Source organism: Sorangium sp. So ce321 (assembly GCF_051530195.1).
Classification (GTDB): Bacteria; Myxococcota_A; Polyangia; order Polyangiales; family Polyangiaceae; genus Sorangium.
The window spans coordinates 11,279,038-11,297,978 of the sequence record NZ_CP150329.1 but is presented as its reverse complement, the minus strand read 5'-3'; the positions used below and the strand labels follow the sequence as shown (position 1 = coordinate 11,297,978).

Genomic DNA, 18,941 nt, shown 5'->3' with positions numbered 1-18,941 from the left:
GACCGCCGCGCCGAGGTGCGCCATACTCCGGCCTCACGACGGAGAGCGAGCCCAAGACGCCCGACATGACGGACCTCGCGGCCGCCTGTGCGGCGGCCGAGGAAGCCTTTCAGCGGGGCGACCTCGACCGCGCGCGAGCCGCCGCCGACCACGCCGAGGTCGACGTCGAGGAATATGGCGAACGGCTGGACGGACGGCCCGCCCGCTCGGCACCTCGCGATCCCGCCATGGGGAAGGCGGCCCACGCTTGCCGAGCACGGCAGCACGAGCACGGCAGCACGAGCACGGCAGCACGGCAGTACGGGAGACCGGATGCGCGCGAGCAGCGTCGTGCGGGGTGGGCTTGCTCATACTACACCACATTGCGCGGCCATGCTAAAAGTACGCCACTCCATCGGTCCGCTCGGATTCCCACCATGAGCTCCTCCGTTCCGTACACGATCACGGAGTCTCTCGCCCAGGGCAGCCGATCCACCCTCTATCGCGCGATCCGGAACGCCGATGGTCGCCCCGTGGTCCTCAAGGTGCTCGATCCGCAGCGCAGCCGACCGAAGGACCTCGAGCGGCTGCAGAACGAGTTCGAGATCGGCAGGCTGCTCGACTCCACGGCTGTCGTCAAACCGCTCGCCCTCGAGACCTACCAGGGCATGCCCGCCCTCGTCCTCGAGGACTTCGGCGGCCGGTCCTTGGGCGAGCTGCTCGGCGGGACGCCCATGCCGATGGATCGCTTTCTCCCGCTCGCCATGGCCATCGCGAGGGCGGTCTCGGAGATTCACCAAGCGGGCATCGTCCACAAGGACGTGAAGCCAGAGAACATCCTTGTGAACCCCGCCTCCTTCGAGCTCAAGCTCGCCGACTTCGGGCTCGCGTCCCGCCGGCCCCGCGAGCAGCCGCCCGCACAGCCTCCCCGGCTCATCGAGGGATCGTTGCCTTATCTGTCGCCCGAGCAAACGGGGCGGATGAACCGCGCGATCGACCACCGCTCCGATCTCTACGCGCTGGGCGTCACGTTCTTTCAGATGCTCACCGCAAAGCTCCCTTTCGCGGCGAAGGACCCCGTGGAGTGGGTCCATTGCCACGTCGCCCGCGCTCCTCCTTCTCCTTCGGCGCTCGTCCCCGAGGTACCCGAGCCGATCGCGCGCATCGTCTCGAAGCTGCTCGCCAAGATGCCCGAGGACCGCTATCAGACCGCCGGCGGCCTCGTAGCCGATCTGGAGCGCTGCTCGGCCCAATGGCAGGCGTGCGGACGGGTCGAGACGTTCCCGCTCGGCAAGGACGATGTCCTGAACCGCCTCGAGATCCCGCACAAGCTCTACGGGCGCGAGCGGGAGGCGGCCGCGCTGCTCTCTGCCTTCGACGCCGTGGCGACGACGAGCGCGCCCGCGCTGGTGATGGTGTCCGGTTATTCGGGGGTCGGCAAGAGTGCCCTCGTCCATGCCTTGCACAAGCCGATCGTGGAGAAGAGGGGGTATTTCCTTGCTGGCAAGTTCGACCAGTACAAGCGCGATATTCCCTACGCCACCTTGGCCCAGGCCTTCCAGGCCCTGGTCCGCCAGATCCTGGGCGAGAGCGAGGCCAGGATCAAAGGGTGGCGGGACGCCCTGCGCGAGGCGCTGGGCCCGAATGGCCAGCTCATGGTCCATTTCATCCACGAACTCGAGCTCATCCTTGGGCCCCAGCCGCCGGTGCCGGAGCTGCCGGTGCAGCAGGCGCAGTACCGCTTCCAAATGGCGTTCCGGCAGCTCATCGGCGTCTTCGCCCAGGCCGCGCATCCGCTGGTGCTCTTCCTCGACGACCTGCAGTGGCTGGACGCAGGGACGCTGGCGCTGCTCGCCGATCTGGCAACCCACGCGGACGTGCATTATCTGCTCTTGGTCGGGGCTTACCGCGACAACGAGGTCGATTCGAGCCACCCGCTGATGCGCAGCCTGGAGGCGATCCGAAAGGCGGGCGGCATCGTGCACGAGATCGTCCTCACCCCCCTTTCGCCGGATGATGTCGAGAGGCTCGTCGCTGACGCGCTTCATGATCGTCCCGAGAGGATCCGGGCGCTTTCGCACCTGGTGTTGGAGAAGACCCATGGCAATCCGTTCTTCACCATCCAGTTCCTGACGGCCCTCTGCGAGGAGAAGCTGCTGGGCTTCGACCCCCAACGCCGGGCCTTTCGCTGGGACCTGCCACGCATCCGCGCTAAGGGTTACACGGACAACGTGGTGGACCTGATGGTGGGCAAGCTCGCCCGCCTTCCGGAGGGTACGCAGGACGCCTTGAAACAGCTCGCCTGTCTGGGATACGTCGCCGACGTCGAGACGCTCGGCCTCGTGCTGGGGCAATCCGCGGAGGCGATCCACGCGTCCTTCGGGGAGGCGGTGCAGGCGGGGCTGGTCCTCCGCCTCCCCGATGCCTACACCTTCCTCCACGACCGGGTGCAGGAGGCGGCCTATTCGCGGATCCCGGAAGACGCGCGCGCCGGCGCCCACTTGCGCATCGGACGAATCCTATCGTCGAGTCTGACGCCCGAGGCGATCGCCGAGCGGATCTTCGAGGTCGTGAGCCAGCTCAATCGCGGCAGTGAGCTGGTCGAGTCGCAGGAGGAGCGGGAGCGCATCGCCGAGCTCGATCTCTTGGCCGGCAAGCGCGCCAAGACGGCGACCGAATATGCCTCGGCCTCGCACCACCTCGCCGCCGGGCTGCAGCTCTTGGCCGAGGACCGCTGGGAACGCGTGTACGGGCTCACCTTCGCGCTGGAGCTCGACCTTGCGGAATGCGAGTTCTTGACCGGTGCGCGCGAGGCGGTGGACGAGAGGCTTAGGACGCTGTCGGAGCGGGCCGAGAGCATCGTCGACCAGGCGGCCGTCACCTGCTTGCGTGTGGATGTGTACACAGCCCTCGATCGGCCCGACCGTGCGGTCGCCGTCTGTCTCGACTATCTCCGAAAGGGAGGGGTCGACTGGTCGCCGCATCCCACCTGGGCGGAGGTGCGGCAGGAATACGAGCGCTTGTGGCTGCGGCTCGACAAGGCCCGGATCGAGGACCTCGTCGACTTGTCCTTGATGAACGATCCGGCCGCGCGCGCCACCATGGAGGTTCTCTCCCGGCTCTTCCCGGCGACGCCGTACACCGACGAAAACCTCGTGTGCCTGGTCGCCTTGCGCAGCGTCAATCTCTGCCTGGAACACGGCAATGGCGACGCGTCGGCCTATGCCTACGCCGGGCTCGGCATAGTCCTCGGTCCTTACTTCGAGGACTATCCGATGGCGTTCCGCTTCGGGCAGCTCGCGGTCAACCTGGTGGAGAAGCGGGGCCTCGACGGCTGCAAGGCGCGCGTCTACCTGTATTTTGGGAATTTCGTCGTCCCGTGGAGACGGCCCATCCGTTCGGCCCAGGTCTGGCTGCAGCGCGCCTTCGATGCGGCGATCAGAATCGGCGACCTCATTTTTGCGAACTACAGCAACAACACTCTAGTTACCAATATGTTGGGCTGCGGCGAGCCGCTCGCCGAAGTCGAGCACGTGGCCATCACCGGACTTTCGTTCGCGCGCAAGGTGGGGTTCGGCTTCATCATCGACGCCATCACGGGACAATTGCGTCTCATCCGGACGCTGCGCGGCCTGACGGACGATTTCAACTCCTTCAACGGACCAGACTTCGACGAGACCCAATTCGAACAGCACCTCGACGCCAATCCGAGCGAGGTTATCCCTTGCTGCTGGTACTGGATCCGGAAGCTCCAGGGACGTCTGTTCGCCGGGGATCATGCGTCTGCCCTCGAAGCGGCCGCGACGGCGCAACGGCTTCTCGCGACAACGCGCTCGTTCTGGGAATACGCCGAGTACCATTTCTACGCAGCTCTTGCGCACGCGGGTGTCTGCACGGAGATGCCGGCCGAAGCGCGATCCCCGCACCGAGACGCCTTGGCGGCGCACCGCCGGCAACTCGCGATCTGGGCCGAGCACTGCCCCGAGAACTTCGAACACCGGAGAGCGCTCGTCGCCGCCGAAATCGCGCGCGTCGAAGGCCGGGACCTCGAGGCCATGCGCCTCTACGAGCAGGCCATCCGCTCGGCCCGCGACAGCGGCTTCGTGCACCACGAGGCGCTGGCCAACGAGCTGGCCGGCCGGTTCTACATGGATCGCGGCCTCGACACGAACGGCGTCACCCATCTCCGCAACGCGCGCGCCTGTTATGCCCGTTGGGGAGCCGACGGCAAGGTCAAGCAGCTCGACCAGCAGGTTCCACACCTCGTCGAGTCGAGGCTCCTCGCGCCTACGGCCACCGTCTCGATGCGGACCGAGCAGCTCGACCTCTACTCCGTGACCAAAGCGTCGCAAACCATCTCGGGCGAGATCCTCCTCGACAAGCTCTTGCGCACGCTGCTCACGATCGTGCTCGAGCAGGGCGGCGCAGAGCGGCTTGCCTCGTCCTGTGTCGGGACGACCGGCTCTCGATCGAAGCAGAGGCGACCCTCGACGCCAAAGGGGCGGTGACGACCGTCCTCGAGCCCATGTCCGTGGATCGCTCCCGGCGCATCCCCGCGTCCGTCGTCCACTACGCGCACCGAACGAAGGAGCGCGTCATCCTGAGCGACGCCGAAGGCGACGCAGACAAGTTCGTCGGCGACGACTACTTCGCGGCGCACCGGCCCAAGTCGGTGCTTTGCCTGCCCATCCTGCGGCAAGCCGCGGTGGTTGGCCTGCTCTACCTCGAAAACGACCTGCTCGCCGGCGCCTTCACGCCCGATCGGCTCCTCGCCCTCTCGCTGCTCGCCACGCAAGCCGCGATCTCCTTGGACAACGCCTGGCTGCTCGCCAAGGAGAAAGCCGCGCTCGCAGAGGCCGCGTTCCTCGCCGAAGCGGGAGCGGTGCTCTCCGAGTCGCTCGATTACGAAACGAAGTTCGCTCGCCTCGGCCGCCTCTGCGTGCGAGGCCTCTCGGACTGGTGCGCCATCGACATCGTAGAGGGTCGAGAGCTCCGGCGCGTCGCCGTCGCGCACAGAGACCCCACGAAGGAGCCCATGCTCCTGGAGATGGTGAGGCGATATCCGCCCCGCTGGGATTCCCCCCACCCCGCCATCGCGGCCCTCCGCACCGGCGAGCCAGTCCTCACGCCCGAGCTGACCGACGATGTCTTGCGGGTGATCTGCCACGACGACGAGCACGTGCGGCTCGCCCGCGCGCTCGGCACGCGGACCGGGATTTCAGTGCCGCTCATCGCGCGCGGGCAGACGCTCGGCGTGCTCAGCCTCGCCTGCGGCACCCTGGGGCGCCGCTACGGGCACGCCGACCTCGGGCTCGCCGTGGAGCTGGGGCGCCGCGCTGCCATCGCGATCGACAACGCCCGGCTCTACCGCGCTTCGCAGGAGGCCGTTCGCGCTCGCAGCGAGTTCCTCACGGTCGCAACCCACGAGCTCAACACGCCCCTCACCTCGCTCACGCTCGCGGTGCAGTCCCTTCGCAGGGCGGCACCGTTGGGGCGAGTCATCGATCCGCAAGTGCTCGATCGGCGGCTCGAGCTCGTCGCGCGACAGGGGACCCGGCTGACCCGGCTCATCCATGATCTGCTCGACGTGTCGCACCTCGACACGGGGCCGCTCGTGCTCGAGCGCACGGACGTCGACTTCGGCGCCCTCGTCCGCGAGGTGGCCGAGCGCTTCGAGGCCGACCTTGCGGGGGCGCGCTGCTCGGTGTCGATCCAGACCGGCGCGCCGGCCTGTGGCAGGTGGGATCGATCCTGTCTCGACCGGGTTGTGACCAACCTGCTCTCCAATGCCATCAAGTTCGGCACCGGCAAGCCCATCGAGATCGCCGTCGGCGCCGAGCGCGGCACGGCGCGGCTCGTGGTACGCGATCACGGCATCGGCATCGCCCCCGAACAGCGCGATCGGATCTTCGGCCGCTTCGAGCGCGCGGTGTCGGAGAGGCATTACGGCGGACTGGGCCTGGGCCTCTACATCAGCCGCAGGATCGTCGAGGAGCATGGGGGCTCGATCCGATGCGAGAGCCGGCCGGGCGCCGGGGCCACGTTCATCGTCGAGCTTCCTTGCGCCGAGCCAGCGTGATGCAGCGGGCAGCGCCACGTTCCAGGAGAGAGGTGGATCGCGTAAGGTGCTCCAGGGTAACCACCGCGTGCAGTGTGGCTGTATGCTGGGACGGCCGCTGCGAGGAGCTTGACTTTCGGCTCGCGTATGGATTTCCCACCCGCCGCCCGGCGGCGCAGGGTCGAGCGCGTGTACGGCGGTCACTGGTAAGCAACGTGCTCCCGGCGCTTGTCGCTCACCCGCTGCTCGCTCGTGCCGAGGGCCACGAGCTCGTAGAGGATCGCCGTCTTGTTCTCGCTCCGGCGCAGGATGCGGCCGAGCCGCTGCACGTGCTCCCGCACCGAGCCGCTGCCCGACAGGACGATCGCGACGTTGGCCTCGGGCACGTTCACGCCCTCGTTCAGCACCTTCGACGTGACCACCGCCGACAGCGCGCCGCGGTTGAACGCCTCGAGGATCGCGCTGCGCTCCTTCACCTTGGTCTGGTGCGTGATGGCCGGCAGCAGGAACTGCCGCGAGATCTGGTAGACCGTGGCGTTGTCCTCGGTGAAGACCAGCGTGCGATCGGCGCGGTGGGCGTGGAGCAGCCGCGCGAGCACGTCGATCTTGCCGGGCGCGCAGAGGGCGAGGCTCCGCTGCCGGCGGTACGCCTCGAAGGCGCGGCGGCCCGCGTCGGACTGAGAGCTCAGCAGGATGAACTGCCCCCACCCCTCGGGCATGCGGATGCCGTTCGCGCGCAGGAAGCCGATGTACACGGCGCGCGCCGCCTCGTACGCGGCGCGCTCGCCGTCCGAGAGCGGCACGTCGAGCCGCACCACGTCGTAGGCCGCGAGGTACTGCCCGGAGAGCTCGGTGATCTCCCGCCGGAAGACGATCGGACCGATGAGCTCGTCATAGCCCCGGCCGTCCGCGCGCTCCGGGGTGGCGGTGAGGCCGAGGCGGAACGGCGCGAGGCACATCTTCGCGGCGAGCGCGTACGAAGGGCTCGGCAGGTGGTGGCACTCGTCGAAGATCACGAGCCCGAAGCGGGCGCCGAGCCGGTCCATGTGCGCGTGCGCCGAGTCGTACGTGGTCACCGTCAGGTCGAGGACGTCGTGGTAGCCGCCGCCGAGCAGGCCGATCGGGACGCCGAACGCGGCGGAGAGCCCGTCGTACCACTGGTTCAGGAGGTCGAGGGTGGGGACGACCACGAGCGTGCTGCGCTGCCGCGCGGCGATCGCGAGCGTCGCGACGAACGTCTTGCCCGCGCCCGTCGGGAGCACGACGACGCCCCGGCTGCGCCGGCCAGCCCACGCCTCGAGCGCCTCGCGCTGGTAAGGGAAGGGGTCGTGCTTGGCGAGCGGCGTGAGCGGCAGCGCCTCGTACTTGCGGGCGGCGTCGGTGAAGGGGACGCCGCGGGCGCGGAGCCTCAGGACGAGCTCGGCGTAGTCGATCGCCGGCACGCGGTAGACGCGCTCGCGCGCGTCCCAGCGGCAGGAAGCGGGGAGGCAGGCGGGGTCGAGCGGCGCGCCCTCCGCGGGCGAGCCCGGGTCGCCGCCGTCGGGCGCCTCCGCCAACATTGGCGAGGGCGGCGAGGGCGGCGCGGCGTCGACGCCGGAGGCCGCCGGCTCCAGCGCCGGGCGCGGCGCGACGCCCTCGATGCGGAGGGTGCCGCCCTGGAAGCTCAGGACGATCGGCGCTGTGCGGACCGGCTCGGTCATCGGCGCGCTCTTTTGCCGCGGGCAGGGCCGCGTGCCAAGCGGAGAGAGCGGCGATCAGGCCAGCTCGGCCGGCAGGATCGAGGCGCCGCGGATCGGGGCGCGGTAACGTACCCACACCAGGGGGGACTCGTGCAGCGTGATCGTGAGGGCGGTGCCGGCGTTCACCGGGAGCTTGCGGCCGAGCTCGCGGTGGATGTGGCGCGCGATGAGCTCCGGCGTCGAGCGCTTGCCCTCGAACGCGGGGTGCTCGTCGAGGTTGCGGTAATCGATCTCCGCGAGCACGCCGCGCAGGCTCTCTCGCAGCGCGCTCGTCTCGATGACCTGGCCGAGGGGCGAGAGCTCCTCGCGGTCCACCTCCGCGGTGACAGTGTAGGTCGCGCCGTGCAGGCGCTGCGCAGGGCCGAACTGCTCGCCCTTGAGGCTGTGGGCCACCATGATGTGATCGCGGACGCCGACCGTGTACATGGCCGCACTATACTCGTCGTCACGGCCCTGGAGGGAGATCCCAATCGCATGTCGCGGCGCGCGGGAGTAAGGTGCGGACGGTTCCCCGCCAGGCCCGCCGCGGCGCGCTGGTCCGTGCGGGACGCAGTGACCGGTTGACCGTTGTGAGGGAGGATCGCCGATGAACAGCGAAGCGAGCGTGCTGGCCCCAGGGTTCCTCATCGCGTCGCCGCCCCTGGGCGATCCGAACTTCGACAAGACGGTCGTGCTGCTGGCGGTCCACAGCGAGGGCGGGGCGCTCGGGTTCGTGGTGAACCGGCCGGCGCCGATGACCCTCGGGGAGCTGCTCTCCTTCGCGGGCTACGGCAACGACCTGAAGGACCCGGCGCCGGTCTACCTCGGCGGCCCGGTCCAGCCGAGCTCGGGGTGGATCCTGTGCCTCGATCCGGCGCTCGGGGGCGAGGAGACGGGCGTGATCCCGGTCGGCTCCCGGGTGCGGGTCACCTCCTCGCGGAGCGCGTTCGACGCGCTCGCGGCCGACGCGGTGCGCGGCGCGGCCGCCGCGGATCCGCGGCGGAGGACGGTGCTCCTCGGCTACAGCGGCTGGGGGCCCGGGCAGCTCGAGCGGGAGATCGCCGCGGGCGCGTGGCTGCCGGTGCCCCTCGACGAGCGCGTCCTCTTCGACGTGGCGGTGGACCGTCGCTGGGAGCAGGCGTATGCGCTCCTCGGGCTGAGCCCGATCGAGGTCATGTCCATGCGCACGATCGGCGAGGCGTGAGGCTGGATTGACGTGGGGACGGCGAGGACCAACCTTGCCGGTCGCGTAACGCGCCCGCGCAGGGCGGCGCGGGGGCCTTCACCTCCGCTGCACACGGCCCATCCAGTCGAGCGTACAGGATACGAGAGGAGCCATCATGGAGATCAACATCGGAATCGACGCCAAGAACCGCGAGCAGATCGGGACGGGGCTGGGCCGTGTGCTGGCCGATACGTATACATTGTATCTCAAGACGCATAATTTCCACTGGAACGTCACGGGGCCCATGTTCCAGACGCTGCACCTCATGTTCGAGCAGCAGTACAACGAGCTGGCGCTCGCCGTGGATCTCGTCGCCGAGCGCATCCGCGCCCTCGGCCTGCCCGCGCCGGGGACCTACAAGCAGTTCGTGGCGCTGTCGTCCATCAAGGAAGAAGACGGCATCCCCAAGGCCACCGACATGATCAGGCTCCTCGTCGAGGGGCACGAGACCGTCGCGCGCACCGCGCGCGAGCTCTTCCCCGTGGCCGAGGGGGCCAACGACCAGCCGACCTGTGACCTGATCACCCAGCGCCTCCAGATCCACGAGAAGACCGCGTGGATGCTGCGCAGCCTGCTCGAGTAACTCCCCACCTCCAGCGGCGAGCTCAGGCAGGCGCGGCGAGCTCAGGCAGGCGCGGCGAGCTCAGGCAGGCGCGGCGAGCTCAGGCGGGCGCGGCGAGCGCCGCCCTGCGGCCGCGCGGCAGGCGGAACCAGAAGCGGCTGCCCCGCCCGGGGCGGCTCTCGACGCCGACGACGCCGCCGTGGGCCTCGACGATCTCCCGGACGATCAGCAACCCCAGCCCGGTGCCGCCGACGCTGTGCTCGGCGCGCTGGTAGCGCTGGAACAGCGTGGCCGCGATCTCCGGCGCGACGCCGGTGCCCGTGTCCTCGAGCGCGACCTCCACGTGGCGGGGCTTCACCTCGACGCGCGCCGCGATCGCGCCGCCGGGGGGCGTGAACTTGATGGCATTGCCGATCAGGTTGGAGAGCACCTGGGCGAGGCGCCGCCGGTCGCCGAGCACCGAGGCGCCCTCGCAGGGGGCTGGCCCGGAGAAGGTGTGGCCCTTCTTCTCGAGCAGCGGGCGGAAGTCCTCGATGGTGTCCGCGATCAGGCGCACCAGATCGACCTCCTCTCGCTCCATGCGGCGATTCGAGTCCTCGAGGCTCGCGAGCTCCAGGAAATCGTTGATCATGTACACCAGCGATTGCAGGCGCGCGTCGAGCTTCTGGACGTCCTCGAGCAGGGGAGGCTGCCTCGCGAGCTCCTCGCCCTCGAGCATGCTGGCGATCCGCAGCGTCATCGCGTTCAGCGGCGTGCGCAGGTCGTGCGCGATCATCGAGTAGAAATCGAGCCGCCGCTCGTCGTGCAGGCGCCGGTCGGTGACGTCGCGCAGCGAGACGATCGTGCTCGCGGCGGCCTCCCCCGGGAGCACCCGCAGCGTCGGCGAGAAGAGCCTGCCCCGGATCTCCACGTCCGGCATGGGGAACGTGGACTCGCCGCTGAGCGGCTCTGGATCATTCATGCAGAGGCCGGGGATCAGCTCCGAGGCCGCCCTCCCGAGCACGGCCTCCGGCTGGATGCCGAGCGCGTTGACAGCCTGCTCGTTCACGAAGCTGAGGCGACCCTGCGCGTCGATGACGAGCAGCGGATCGGGGGCTGTCTCGAGCAGCTTCCGATTCGCCGCCTCGGCCTGCTCCGCGCGCTCGAGCAGCGCCCGCCAGCGCACCAGGGACGCGACGCGCGCGCGCAGCTCCTCGTCCTCGTAAGGCTTCGCGAGGTAATCGTTGGCGCCAGCGGCGAGCCCCTCGACGATCTGGTTGGTGTGGTGGTACCCGGTGAGCAGCAAGATACCGAGCTTCTGGGCCCCAACGGGCTCGGAGCGCAGGAATCGACACACCTCGAGGCCGCTCACGCCCGGCATGATCCAGTCGAGGACCATCACGTCCGGCATCGAGCACGAGGAGAACCGCTCGAGCGCCGTCGAGCCGTCGCGAAACACCTCCACATCGTGCTCGGAGGCCAGCACGCGCCGCGCCCGCTCGGCGTCGACAGGGCTGTCGTCGACGACCCAGACGCGGCGCCGCGCGGGGCTGGTGCTCATTCGGCGGCGATCCTAGTGGGGGAAGGTGGGCAGCGTCAATGCGCCACCAGGTGCGCAGAGCGCTGCGCAGCGCGGGTGTCGAATACCGGACGAGCGCTGCCGTATCGTGTCGGAGGCGCGCGGCGACGGCGAGGCGCCCGGGTCATGGCCGGGGTTGCACGAGGAAGCCGTCGCGATCGATCGCCACCGCGCGCTGCTTCAGGAGGCGGCCGACGGCGCGCTTGAAGGCCTTCTTGCTCAGGCCGAAGATCGCCCGGATCTCCTCGGGGCTCGAGCGGTCGCCGACCCTCGGCGCGCCCGGGCGCGAGAGCCGCTCGAGGATCTTCTGCGCGTCGGCCTCGAGCTCCTCGTGCGCGTGGCCGCGCAGCGACAGCTCGATCTTCCCGTCGGGCAGCACGCTGGTCACGCGGAACCGCGCCGCCTCGCCGCGCGAGAGCGGGTGGGGCTCGCTCGCGGGGACCAGGCCGACGAAGCTGCGCTCGAGGATGACGAAGAGCCCGAGCTCCGGCTCGTTGCGCCACGCCTCGCCCTCGACCCACTCGTCGAGATCGAACTCGCCCCTGTCGCGCAGCAGCTCGGTGACGCGCATCGTCCCCGCGAGGCGCCCGGTCCTGTCCACGAAGAGCCCCACCGGGTGCCGCTGGCCGATCCGCAGATCGCGCGTCTGCTCCGCGCGCGGCACGAGCAGCTCCTTCGGCAAGCCCCAGTCGAAGAACGCGCCGAAGGGGGCCACGTCGGTCACCTCGAGGAAGGCGACCTCGCCGAGCATGAGCCTCGGCCGGCGCGCCGTCGCGATGGGGCGATCCTCGGAGTCGAGGTGGACGAACACCTCGACAGCGTCTCCCTCCTCCGCGCCCTCGGGCACCTCGGCGCCCGGCAAGAGGAGCACCGGCGCGTTCGGGCGGAGGTCGCCGGGGTCGGGCGAGAGGAAGGCGCCCGGCGGCCCGAACCGCCGTATCGGCAGGGTCACCACGCGTCCGAGGAGCTCGTCGTAGGGCATCGGCGCGCAGTCTTGCACAGGCCGGGCGGCGCGCCGCCGTGGTCTCGCCGGGGGCGCGGCCGCGAGCCGGGCCCGCCGGGGAGCTCCGGCGGACGACGCGCCGGGCGGCCCCAGAGGGCCGGGCCGCGGCGCGCCCGGGGCTCAGCGGACTCAGATGCGGAAGCGATGTGGAAAGAAGCTCTCGCCGTTGTAGTCGACCAGGTCAGGCCATCCCGCGCAGTTCTCCCATGGCCTCGTGGTACTCCAGCTCCCTCCCAGGGTCTGGCTCCCGCACGATCCCTGATCCGAGAACGTGATCAGGCGCACCCCGCAGATGAGGTCCTGGTAATCCATCCATTTCGCCAGCGAGTCGCACCGGCCGCCAGCGTCCACCCGCCGCCGCTCTCGCTCATGTTGCAATGGACGGTGAACGGGCTCGCGGCGCCGTCGGATCCGTCGGAATCGATCACATACTCGCCGTCCGCGGAGCGCGGCTCCGCCGCCTTGATCGCCTTGCAGCTCGGGCGTGGGACCCGCTTCCGCCCTCGGGGCCGTGCTACGTGACGTATTCTTACCTGGGCGCGAGCCTCGGGCGCCAGTACGTGCACGGCGCCGCTGCTGCTCGCGAGCCCGTCGGGGCGCAAGCTGGGCCAGCTCTCCGGGGCGATCCTGCGGGGCCAGGTCTGGTGGCGCCATGACGAGCACGTGCACATCGATTTCGCGACACGCGCCCCGCGCTGAGCAGGCTCTGCATGGGACGCGGGAGCGCGAGCAAGCGCGGTGGAGCCCATGCTTGACGAGCTGGCGCCCCTCACGTTACGACGAAGCGTGCTCGTGCGTGGGGTGATGCCGCGCGGGCGCGAGAGGGCGTGATCGCTCGCGGGGCGCGAGGATCGATGAGGAGGCCACTTTGACAAAGAAGACGACCTATGTCCTGGTGCACGGCGCCTGGCACGGCGGCTGGTGCTACAAGCGCGTCGCGGCGCCGCTGCGCGCGCGGGGTCACGAGGTGTATACGCCCACCCTGACGGGCCTTTGCGAGCGCTCGCACCTGCTCGCCGCGGGGGTGAACCTGTCGACGCATATCGCGGACATCGTGAACCTGCTGCGCTGGGAGGAGCTCACCGACGTGGTGCTGTGCGGCCACTCGTACGCCGGCATGGTGATCACGGGCGTGGCGGGGCTCGTCCCCGAGCGCATCCGCAGCGTCGTTTACGTCGACGCGTACCTGCCGGAGGAGGGGCAGAACACGCTCGACATGGTGCCGGAGCCCTTTCAGAGGAGCTTCCAGGCCTCCGCGGCGAGGAACGGAGGCCTCGTCATCCCGCCGTTCCCCTCCGAGATCCTCGGGGTGAACCCGCGCGACCGCGCGTGGGTGGACGCTCAGTGCACGTCGCAGCCTTATGCCACCTTCCTGGAGTGTGTCGCCGGCCGCGGGGCCGTCGAGCGCCTCGGCAAGCGCATGTACGTCTATGCCTCGGGCTGGGGCGAGACGCCGTTCACGGCCATCCACGAGAGGCTGAAGGCAAACCCCTCGTGGACCTTGCGCGAGGCGCCGTGCGGGCACGACGTGATGGTGGACATGCCGGAGCTCCTGGTCGAGCTCCTGCTCGAGGCCGCCTGACCGAGGCGGGCTCATCCGCGCTTGGCCGAGCTCCTGCCGCGCTTTGTCGCACCTGGCGAGCGCTGGAGCGGGCGGACGATCGTCGGTAAGCTCCGGCTGGATGAGCGAAGCACCGCCGCCAGCACGGTCGATCCAGGATGAGCTGGAGGAGCTCGGCGCGGAGCTCCGGCCAAAGGCCCTTCCGGGCGAGCGGCTGATCGAGACGCACCGGCGGCTCACCGAGGAGTCGCGGGAGCGGCGGCGGAGAGGCGATCTCCTCGAGCGGATCGCGGAGTGCTTGCCGATCAACATCTTCGCCAAGGACATCGAGCACCGATACCTGCTCGTTAACAAGAACGTCGGGAAGCTGGCCGGGCGAGAGAGCGACCAGGTGATCGGGAAGACGGATTTCGACATCCTCCCCGCGCCCGCCGCGCGGGCGATCCGCGCGTCCGACGAGCGGCTGCGAGCGAGGGGCGGCATGCTGGTCGAGGATCTCGTGATCGAGGCGGCCGGCAGCGAGAATCGGCATATCCATGTCGGCAAGACCCTGGTGCGCGCCGAGGAGACCGGGCAAGAGGTGCTGATCGGCTTCTCGATCGACATCACGGAGAGCAAGCGCATCGAGCAGGAGCTGCGGGACAAGCTCGCCGTGATCGAGCAGCAGCAGGCGACGATCCGCGCGCTGTCCGCGCCGATCATCGAGGTGTGGGACAGCGTGCTGACCGTGCCCATCCTCGGCGCGCTCGACAGCGCGCGGGCCGGCGCGGTGATGGAGGCCCTGCTCGCCGAGGTGAGCCGGAGGGGCGCGCGGTTCGCGATCCTGGATCTCACCGGCGTCGAGGCGATGGAGGCGGGCACGGCGGTGCACCTCGTGAAGCTCGTCCAGGCGATCCGGCTCCTCGGAGCGGAGGGCGTCATCACCGGCGTTCCCTCGAGCGGCGCGAGGGCGATGGTCGCGCTCGGGCTGGACCTCGGGAGCGTCACGACGCTGGGGAGCCTGCGGGAGGGGCTCTGGTATTGCATGAAGCAGATGCGCGCCGGCGCCGCGATCTGATGGGCGCCGCCGCTGCGGCGCTCCCCGCTTGGCATCGCCACCCTCCCGCCCCACGCAGCGGTGGTAGCCGGGAGACCGAGCGCCACGCCGGTGCGCGGGCCCGGCTGCGGGCACGGCTCCTTGCGGCTCGGGCGAGCTCATCGGAGTCAGCCCCGGCCCGTGCGAACCGATCCTGGCGAATACCACCCATGACAGACAGCTCCGGATACCGCATGTACGTCTTCCGCAGCGGACGCCGCGACGTCCCGGGGAAGCGGCTCGTCGCCGACCTCGCCGGCGACCTCCGGGCGCTCGCCGCCCCGGCCGGCGCCGATCTCCCTGGCGGGGTCGTGCTGCGCGCCCTGATCCGCGCCGGCGAGCTCGAGTCGATCCTCGCCGACGCCGGCGCGGAGGGCGCCTCGCTCCTGTCGCGGATCACCGACGATCTCGCCGCCGTGCTGGTCGGCGGCGACGGCGCGGGCGCGCTCCCGATCCCGGACGGCCAGACGTCTGGCCACGGACAGCCAGACGTCTGGCCACGGACGGCCAGACGTCTGGCCATGGCGGAGGCCCTCGCGGCGCTCACGGCGATCGATGTCCCGGCGACGGTCCCTACCTCGCCCCCCGAGGGCTTCTCGTTCTATGCGCTGCACCCGCTCGACTTCGCGCGGCTCGCCGAGCGGCTCGCTTCCCCGCCGGCGCCGGTCCGCGTCGTCGGCGTCCGCAGCATCGGCACCACGCTGAGCGCGGTGACGGCCGCGGCGCTCCGCCAGCGCGGGATCCGGGCCGAGCGCACCACCGTGCGCCCGACCGGCCACCCTTACGATCGCCGGGTCGAGCTCGGCGCCGGGCAGCTCCGCTGGGTCCAGGAAGGCGTCGCCGAGGGCGCGCAGTTCTGGGTGGCGGACGAGGGACCCGGCTTCAGCGGCTCATCGTTCCTCTCCACCGGCGACGCCCTGATCGCCGCCGGCGTCCCCCGCGGGAACATCGTCTTCCTCGGCTCCCGCGCGCCCGACCCCGACGCGCTCGTCGCGCCGGACGGCGCCCGCCGCTGGCGGTCGTTCCGCGCGGAGCGCGTCGAGAGCGTGACGCAGCTCCCGGGGGACGCGGGCGAGTTCATCGGCGGCGGGCAGTGGCGCCGCCGCCACTATGATGACGAGTCGCGCTGGCCGCCCTCCTGGACGACCATGGAGCGCTTCAAGTGCCTTTCCCGCGACGGCAGCAGGATTCTCAAATTCGAAGGCATGGGTCGCTATGGAGCCGAGTGCCTGGAGCGGGCCCTGGGCGTCTCCCGCGCCGGCTTCGGGCCGGAGCCGCGCGACGAGGGGCAGGGCTTCCTCTCCTATCCGTGGATCCAGGGACGGCCGCTCCAGGCCGGCGACCTGTCCACCGCCGTCCTCGAGCGGCTCGCCGATTACTGCGCCTTCCGTGCCTCGGCCTTCCCCGTTCAGAGCCCCGCCGTCGACGAGCTCATTACGATGACGCGCATCAATTTCTCAACAGAGATGGGCAGCGAGCTCCCGGGTGAGCTCCACCTGGAGATCGAGCGCCCCGTGCTCGTCGATGGGAAGATGGATCCCCACGAGTGGGTCAGCTCCTCCTCTGGCGAGCTCTTCAAGGTGGACGCGTCCGGGCACGGCGACGATCACTTCCTGCCTGGCCCCACGGACATCGCCTGGGATCTCGCCGGGGCCATGATCGAGTGGCAGATGCCGGAAGACGCCCGGCGCGCCTTCCTGGAGCGCTATCGCCGCCGTTCCGGCGATGACCCCGAGCGGCGCCTGCCGGCGTATCTGCTGGCCTACGCGCTCCTGCGGCTGGGTTATGCCGCGATGGCGGCGGCGTCGCTCGCCGACGAGGGGGAGGCGGGGCGCCTCATCGCGGCGCGACAACGCTACCGCGCGTCCATGAGCGACGGGAACAACGGCCTTCGCCCCGGCGCGCCCTCGGGCATCCTCGGGTAGCGCCGACGGCGCACCTACGGCCATCTCGTCTACAGCTCATTTCTTTCCCGACGCTCCTGTACGGAATTTCCGCGATGGTGCGATGAGCGCGGCGGCGATAGGTTCACGGCGCCATACCTCTGTTCGTCCGCGGCAGCCGTCTCGCGGGAGCTGGTTTGAGCTCCACGCCGCTCCACGTCGAAAGCTGACCGAAGAACTCATGCTCAAGCGCCTGATCCTCGTTGCCGGCTCCTGTTCGAGCAGCGATGACCCGTCTGTCCGCCAGACACCGCTGCTCTCTCCCTCCGACAAGGCGGAGCTCTCGAGGGAGTTCCCTGGCGTGGAGATCGACGCGCCCGCTCCGCCCCGGGGCGAGCTCTACGCGGCGCAGGCGGCGCACGCGGCGATCGACGCGCGCGCGTGGCGCGCGTCGGCGCTCGATCTCTGGGCGCTCGACACCCACCTGCACGCGCTCGACGCCCGCGGCCCCTTCGACCTCTGGATCGACGGGCTCGAGCGGGACGGCGCCGCCCGGACGGCGTACGAGGTCCTCACCCGCTGCCAGCGCTTCATCCGCAGGCGGAACCTCGCCTCCGCGAGCGCGGCCTTCGCCCGGGTCCTCGGGCGGCACCGGGATCTCTACGATCTCGACAGGCCGCTCGTCCGCGCCGACTATGACCATGCGGTCGACGTGTGGCAATGGATGCTCCGCCTCGAGCCGCGCGCCAGCGCCGCGGCCCAGGCGGCGGCGCTCTTTCACGACGTGGAGCGGCTGGTCTCCGAGGCGAACGTCCGGATCGAGCACCGCGCCGCGGATTACCAGGCGTTCAAGGACGAGCACGCGCGGCGCGGGGCGGCCCTCACGCGCTCCGCGCTCGCCGATCTCGGGCTCGCGCCCGAGGTCCTCGAGCGGATCGGCGCGCTGGTGGGGTCGCACGAGCGGCCGGGGGACGACGCCGAGCTCGCGTTGCTCAACGACGCCGACGCGCTCTCGTTCTTCTCGCTGAACAGCGGCGGGTTCCTCGATTACTACGGGCCCGAGCACACCCGCGCCAAGGTGGCCTACACGCTTCGCCGTCTCCGGCCCGAGGCGCGGGCGCGCTTGCCGCGGGTCCGCTGCCGCCCCGAGGTGGAGGCGATGCTCCTCGGCGAGCCGAGGAGGACCTCGGCGCCGGCTCCGGCGGAGACGCAGGCATAGAGGAGGTCCGGCGCGCAATGAGGATTGTCATCTTCGGTCTGACGATCAGCTCGTCCTGGGGCAACGGCCACGCCACGCTGTGGCGCGGCGTCATCTCCGCCCTCGGGCGGGCCGGGCACCGCGTCACCTTCTTCGAGCGCGACGCCCCGTATTACGCCGCTCACCGGGATCTTCTCTCCCTCTCGCACGGCAACGAGCTCCGGCTGTATTCGTCGTTCGAGGACGTCCTGCCCGATGCCCGGCGCGCGATCCGGGAGGCCGACGCGGCGATGGTGACCTCGTACTGCCCCGACGGCGGCCCCGCGACGGACGTGGTCCTCGAGTCGCGCGGCCTCAAGGTCTTCTACGATCTCGACACGCCGGTGACGCTGGACCGGATCAACGCCGGCCAGTCGGTCGGCTACATAGGGCCGCGCGGGCTCGTCGATTTCGACTGCGTGCTCAGCTACACCGGCGGCGAGGCGCTGGCGCAGCTCCAGTCGAAGCTCGGCGCCCGGCGGGTGTTCCCGCTCTACGGCAGCGCGGACCCGGAGGTGCACCGCCCGGTCCCGCCGCGGGACGAGCTCCGCGGGGACCTCTCGTATCTGGGGACGTACGCCGCCGACCGGCAGGAGGCGCTCTCGACCCTCTTCCTCGAGGCGGCCAGGCGGCTGCCGGAGAAGCGGTTCGTCATCGGGGGCTCGCTCTACCCCGAGAGCTTCCCGTGGGCGCAGAACATCTATTACATGCGGCACGTCGCGCCGGCGGATCATCCGGCGTTCTACTGCTCTTCTCCGCTGACGCTCAACGTGACCCGGGGCGCGATGGCGGCGATGGGGTACTGCCCCTCCGGGCGCCTCTTCGAGGCGGCCGCGTGCGGGACGCCGATCCTGAGCGACAGCTGGGAGGGGCTCGACCAGTTCTTCACGCCGGGGAAGGAGATCCTCGTGGCGCGGACGACGGACGAGGCCGTCGCGGCGCTCTCGCTCCCGGCGGGCGAGATCGCGGCGGTCGCGCGCGCGGCGCGGGAGCGGGTGCTCGCGGAGCACAGCGCCGCGAGGCGCGCGGAGGAGCTCGTGGCCATTTTCGAGTCGGTCTCGGCTCGATGAAGGAAGGGAGAT

At 70.4% G+C, this 18,941-nt stretch carries 14 protein-coding genes; 9 read left to right on the top strand and 5 right to left on the bottom strand.

Annotated features, from left to right (window positions below; all coding sequences use genetic code 11):
• Positions 1-65 precede the first annotated feature (65 nt).
• Together WME89_RS41915 and WME89_RS41910 are read left to right on the top strand one after the other, a co-directional pair.
• Positions 66-4,487, top strand: coding sequence for an ATP-binding protein (locus WME89_RS41915; protein WP_438005186.1), 4,422 nt, complete (start codon positions 66-68; stop codon positions 4,485-4,487).
• The gene (locus WME89_RS41910) at positions 4,424-6,058 is read left to right on the top strand and encodes a GAF domain-containing sensor histidine kinase (protein WP_438012041.1); all 1,635 of its coding nucleotides are present in this window, start codon (positions 4,424-4,426) and stop codon (positions 6,056-6,058) included. Before WME89_RS41915 ends, WME89_RS41910 begins: the two co-directional genes overlap by 64 nt.
• 179 nt (positions 6,059-6,237) lie before the next feature.
• Here the strand turns inward: WME89_RS41910 and WME89_RS41905 are convergent, their stop codons facing one another.
• Both WME89_RS41905 and WME89_RS41900 read right to left on the bottom strand, forming a co-directional pair.
• Positions 6,238-7,737: a DEAD/DEAH box helicase gene (locus tag WME89_RS41905; protein WP_438005185.1), complete on the bottom strand. Its 1,500-nt coding sequence runs from the start codon at positions 7,735-7,737 to the stop codon at positions 6,238-6,240.
• Positions 7,738-7,791: 54 nt separating this feature from the next.
• Entirely contained in the window at positions 7,792-8,202 is a 411-nt protein-coding gene (locus tag WME89_RS41900) for a 6-pyruvoyl trahydropterin synthase family protein (RefSeq protein ID WP_438005184.1), read from the bottom strand.
• A 160-nt stretch (positions 8,203-8,362) separates the two neighbouring features.
• Between WME89_RS41900 and WME89_RS41895 the strand changes: the two genes are divergently transcribed.
• A complete protein-coding gene (locus WME89_RS41895) occupies positions 8,363-8,959 on the top strand; it encodes a YqgE/AlgH family protein (RefSeq protein WP_438005183.1) in 597 nt (198 codons plus the stop codon).
• 136 nt (positions 8,960-9,095) lie between these two features.
• Complete coding sequence (locus tag WME89_RS41890; RefSeq protein WP_437620377.1) at positions 9,096-9,563, top strand: Dps family protein; 468 nt, start codon at positions 9,096-9,098, stop codon at positions 9,561-9,563.
• 79 nt (positions 9,564-9,642) lie between these two features.
• Here WME89_RS41890 and WME89_RS41885 read toward each other — a convergent pair whose 3' ends face one another.
• The 3 genes from WME89_RS41885 to WME89_RS41875 all read right to left on the bottom strand — a co-directional run bounded on the left by WME89_RS41885 (position 9,643) and on the right by WME89_RS41875 (position 12,774).
• A complete protein-coding gene (locus tag WME89_RS41885; protein ID WP_438005182.1) occupies positions 9,643-11,082 on the bottom strand; it encodes an ATP-binding response regulator in 1,440 nt (479 codons plus the stop codon).
• 142 nt (positions 11,083-11,224) lie between these two features.
• Complete coding sequence (locus WME89_RS41880; protein ID WP_438005181.1) at positions 11,225-12,082, bottom strand: CvfB family protein; 858 nt, start codon at positions 12,080-12,082, stop codon at positions 11,225-11,227.
• 296 nt (positions 12,083-12,378) lie between these two features.
• The gene (locus WME89_RS41875; RefSeq protein ID WP_438005180.1) at positions 12,379-12,774 is read right to left on the bottom strand and encodes a fibrinogen-like YCDxxxxGGGW domain-containing protein; all 396 of its coding nucleotides are present in this window, start codon (positions 12,772-12,774) and stop codon (positions 12,379-12,381) included.
• A 197-nt stretch (positions 12,775-12,971) separates the two neighbouring features.
• Between WME89_RS41875 and WME89_RS41870 the strand changes: the two genes are divergently transcribed.
• From WME89_RS41870 to WME89_RS41850, 5 genes are all read left to right on the top strand, one after another.
• Complete coding sequence (locus WME89_RS41870; protein WP_438005179.1) at positions 12,972-13,685, top strand: alpha/beta fold hydrolase; 714 nt, start codon at positions 12,972-12,974, stop codon at positions 13,683-13,685.
• A gap of 100 nt (positions 13,686-13,785) precedes the next feature.
• Entirely contained in the window at positions 13,786-14,721 is a 936-nt protein-coding gene (locus WME89_RS41865; protein WP_438005178.1) for a PAS domain-containing protein, read from the top strand.
• A 188-nt stretch (positions 14,722-14,909) separates the two neighbouring features.
• The gene (locus WME89_RS41860) at positions 14,910-16,664 is read left to right on the top strand and encodes a hypothetical protein (protein WP_438005177.1); all 1,755 of its coding nucleotides are present in this window, start codon (positions 14,910-14,912) and stop codon (positions 16,662-16,664) included.
• A gap of 199 nt (positions 16,665-16,863) precedes the next feature.
• Positions 16,864-17,841 (top strand): DUF4202 family protein, encoded by a 978-nt coding sequence (locus WME89_RS41855; protein WP_438005176.1) that lies wholly within the window; start codon positions 16,864-16,866, stop codon positions 17,839-17,841.
• A gap of 17 nt (positions 17,842-17,858) precedes the next feature.
• On the top strand, positions 17,859-18,929 hold the full coding sequence (locus WME89_RS41850; protein WP_438005175.1) for a CgeB family protein: 1,071 nt from the start codon (positions 17,859-17,861) through the stop codon (positions 18,927-18,929).
• Positions 18,930-18,941 lie beyond the last annotated feature (12 nt).

Excerpts from the sequence above, each read along its gene's own strand:
- WME89_RS41885 (WP_438005182.1), bottom strand. The coding sequence starts at position 11,082 with ATGAGCACCAGCCCCGCGCGGCGCCGCGTCTGGGTCGTCGACGACAGC.
- WME89_RS41880 (WP_438005181.1), bottom strand. The coding sequence starts at position 12,082 with ATGCCCTACGACGAGCTCCTCGGACGCGTGGTGACCCTGCCGATACGG.
- WME89_RS41875 (WP_438005180.1), bottom strand. The coding sequence starts at position 12,774 with ATGTGCACGTGCTCGTCATGGCGCCACCAGACCTGGCCCCGCAGGATC.
- WME89_RS41895 (WP_438005183.1), top strand. The coding sequence starts at position 8,363 with ATGAACAGCGAAGCGAGCGTGCTGGCCCCAGGGTTCCTCATCGCGTCG.
- WME89_RS41915 (WP_438005186.1), top strand. The coding sequence starts at position 66 with ATGACGGACCTCGCGGCCGCCTGTGCGGCGGCCGAGGAAGCCTTTCAG.
- WME89_RS41900 (WP_438005184.1), bottom strand. The coding sequence starts at position 8,202 with ATGTACACGGTCGGCGTCCGCGATCACATCATGGTGGCCCACAGCCTC.
- WME89_RS41890 (WP_437620377.1), top strand. The coding sequence starts at position 9,096 with ATGGAGATCAACATCGGAATCGACGCCAAGAACCGCGAGCAGATCGGG.
- WME89_RS41865 (WP_438005178.1), top strand. The coding sequence starts at position 13,786 with ATGAGCGAAGCACCGCCGCCAGCACGGTCGATCCAGGATGAGCTGGAG.
- WME89_RS41855 (WP_438005176.1), top strand. The coding sequence starts at position 16,864 with ATGCTCAAGCGCCTGATCCTCGTTGCCGGCTCCTGTTCGAGCAGCGAT.
- WME89_RS41905 (WP_438005185.1), bottom strand. The coding sequence starts at position 7,737 with ATGACCGAGCCGGTCCGCACAGCGCCGATCGTCCTGAGCTTCCAGGGC.
- WME89_RS41850 (WP_438005175.1), top strand. The coding sequence starts at position 17,859 with ATGAGGATTGTCATCTTCGGTCTGACGATCAGCTCGTCCTGGGGCAAC.
- WME89_RS41860 (WP_438005177.1), top strand. The coding sequence starts at position 14,910 with ATGACAGACAGCTCCGGATACCGCATGTACGTCTTCCGCAGCGGACGC.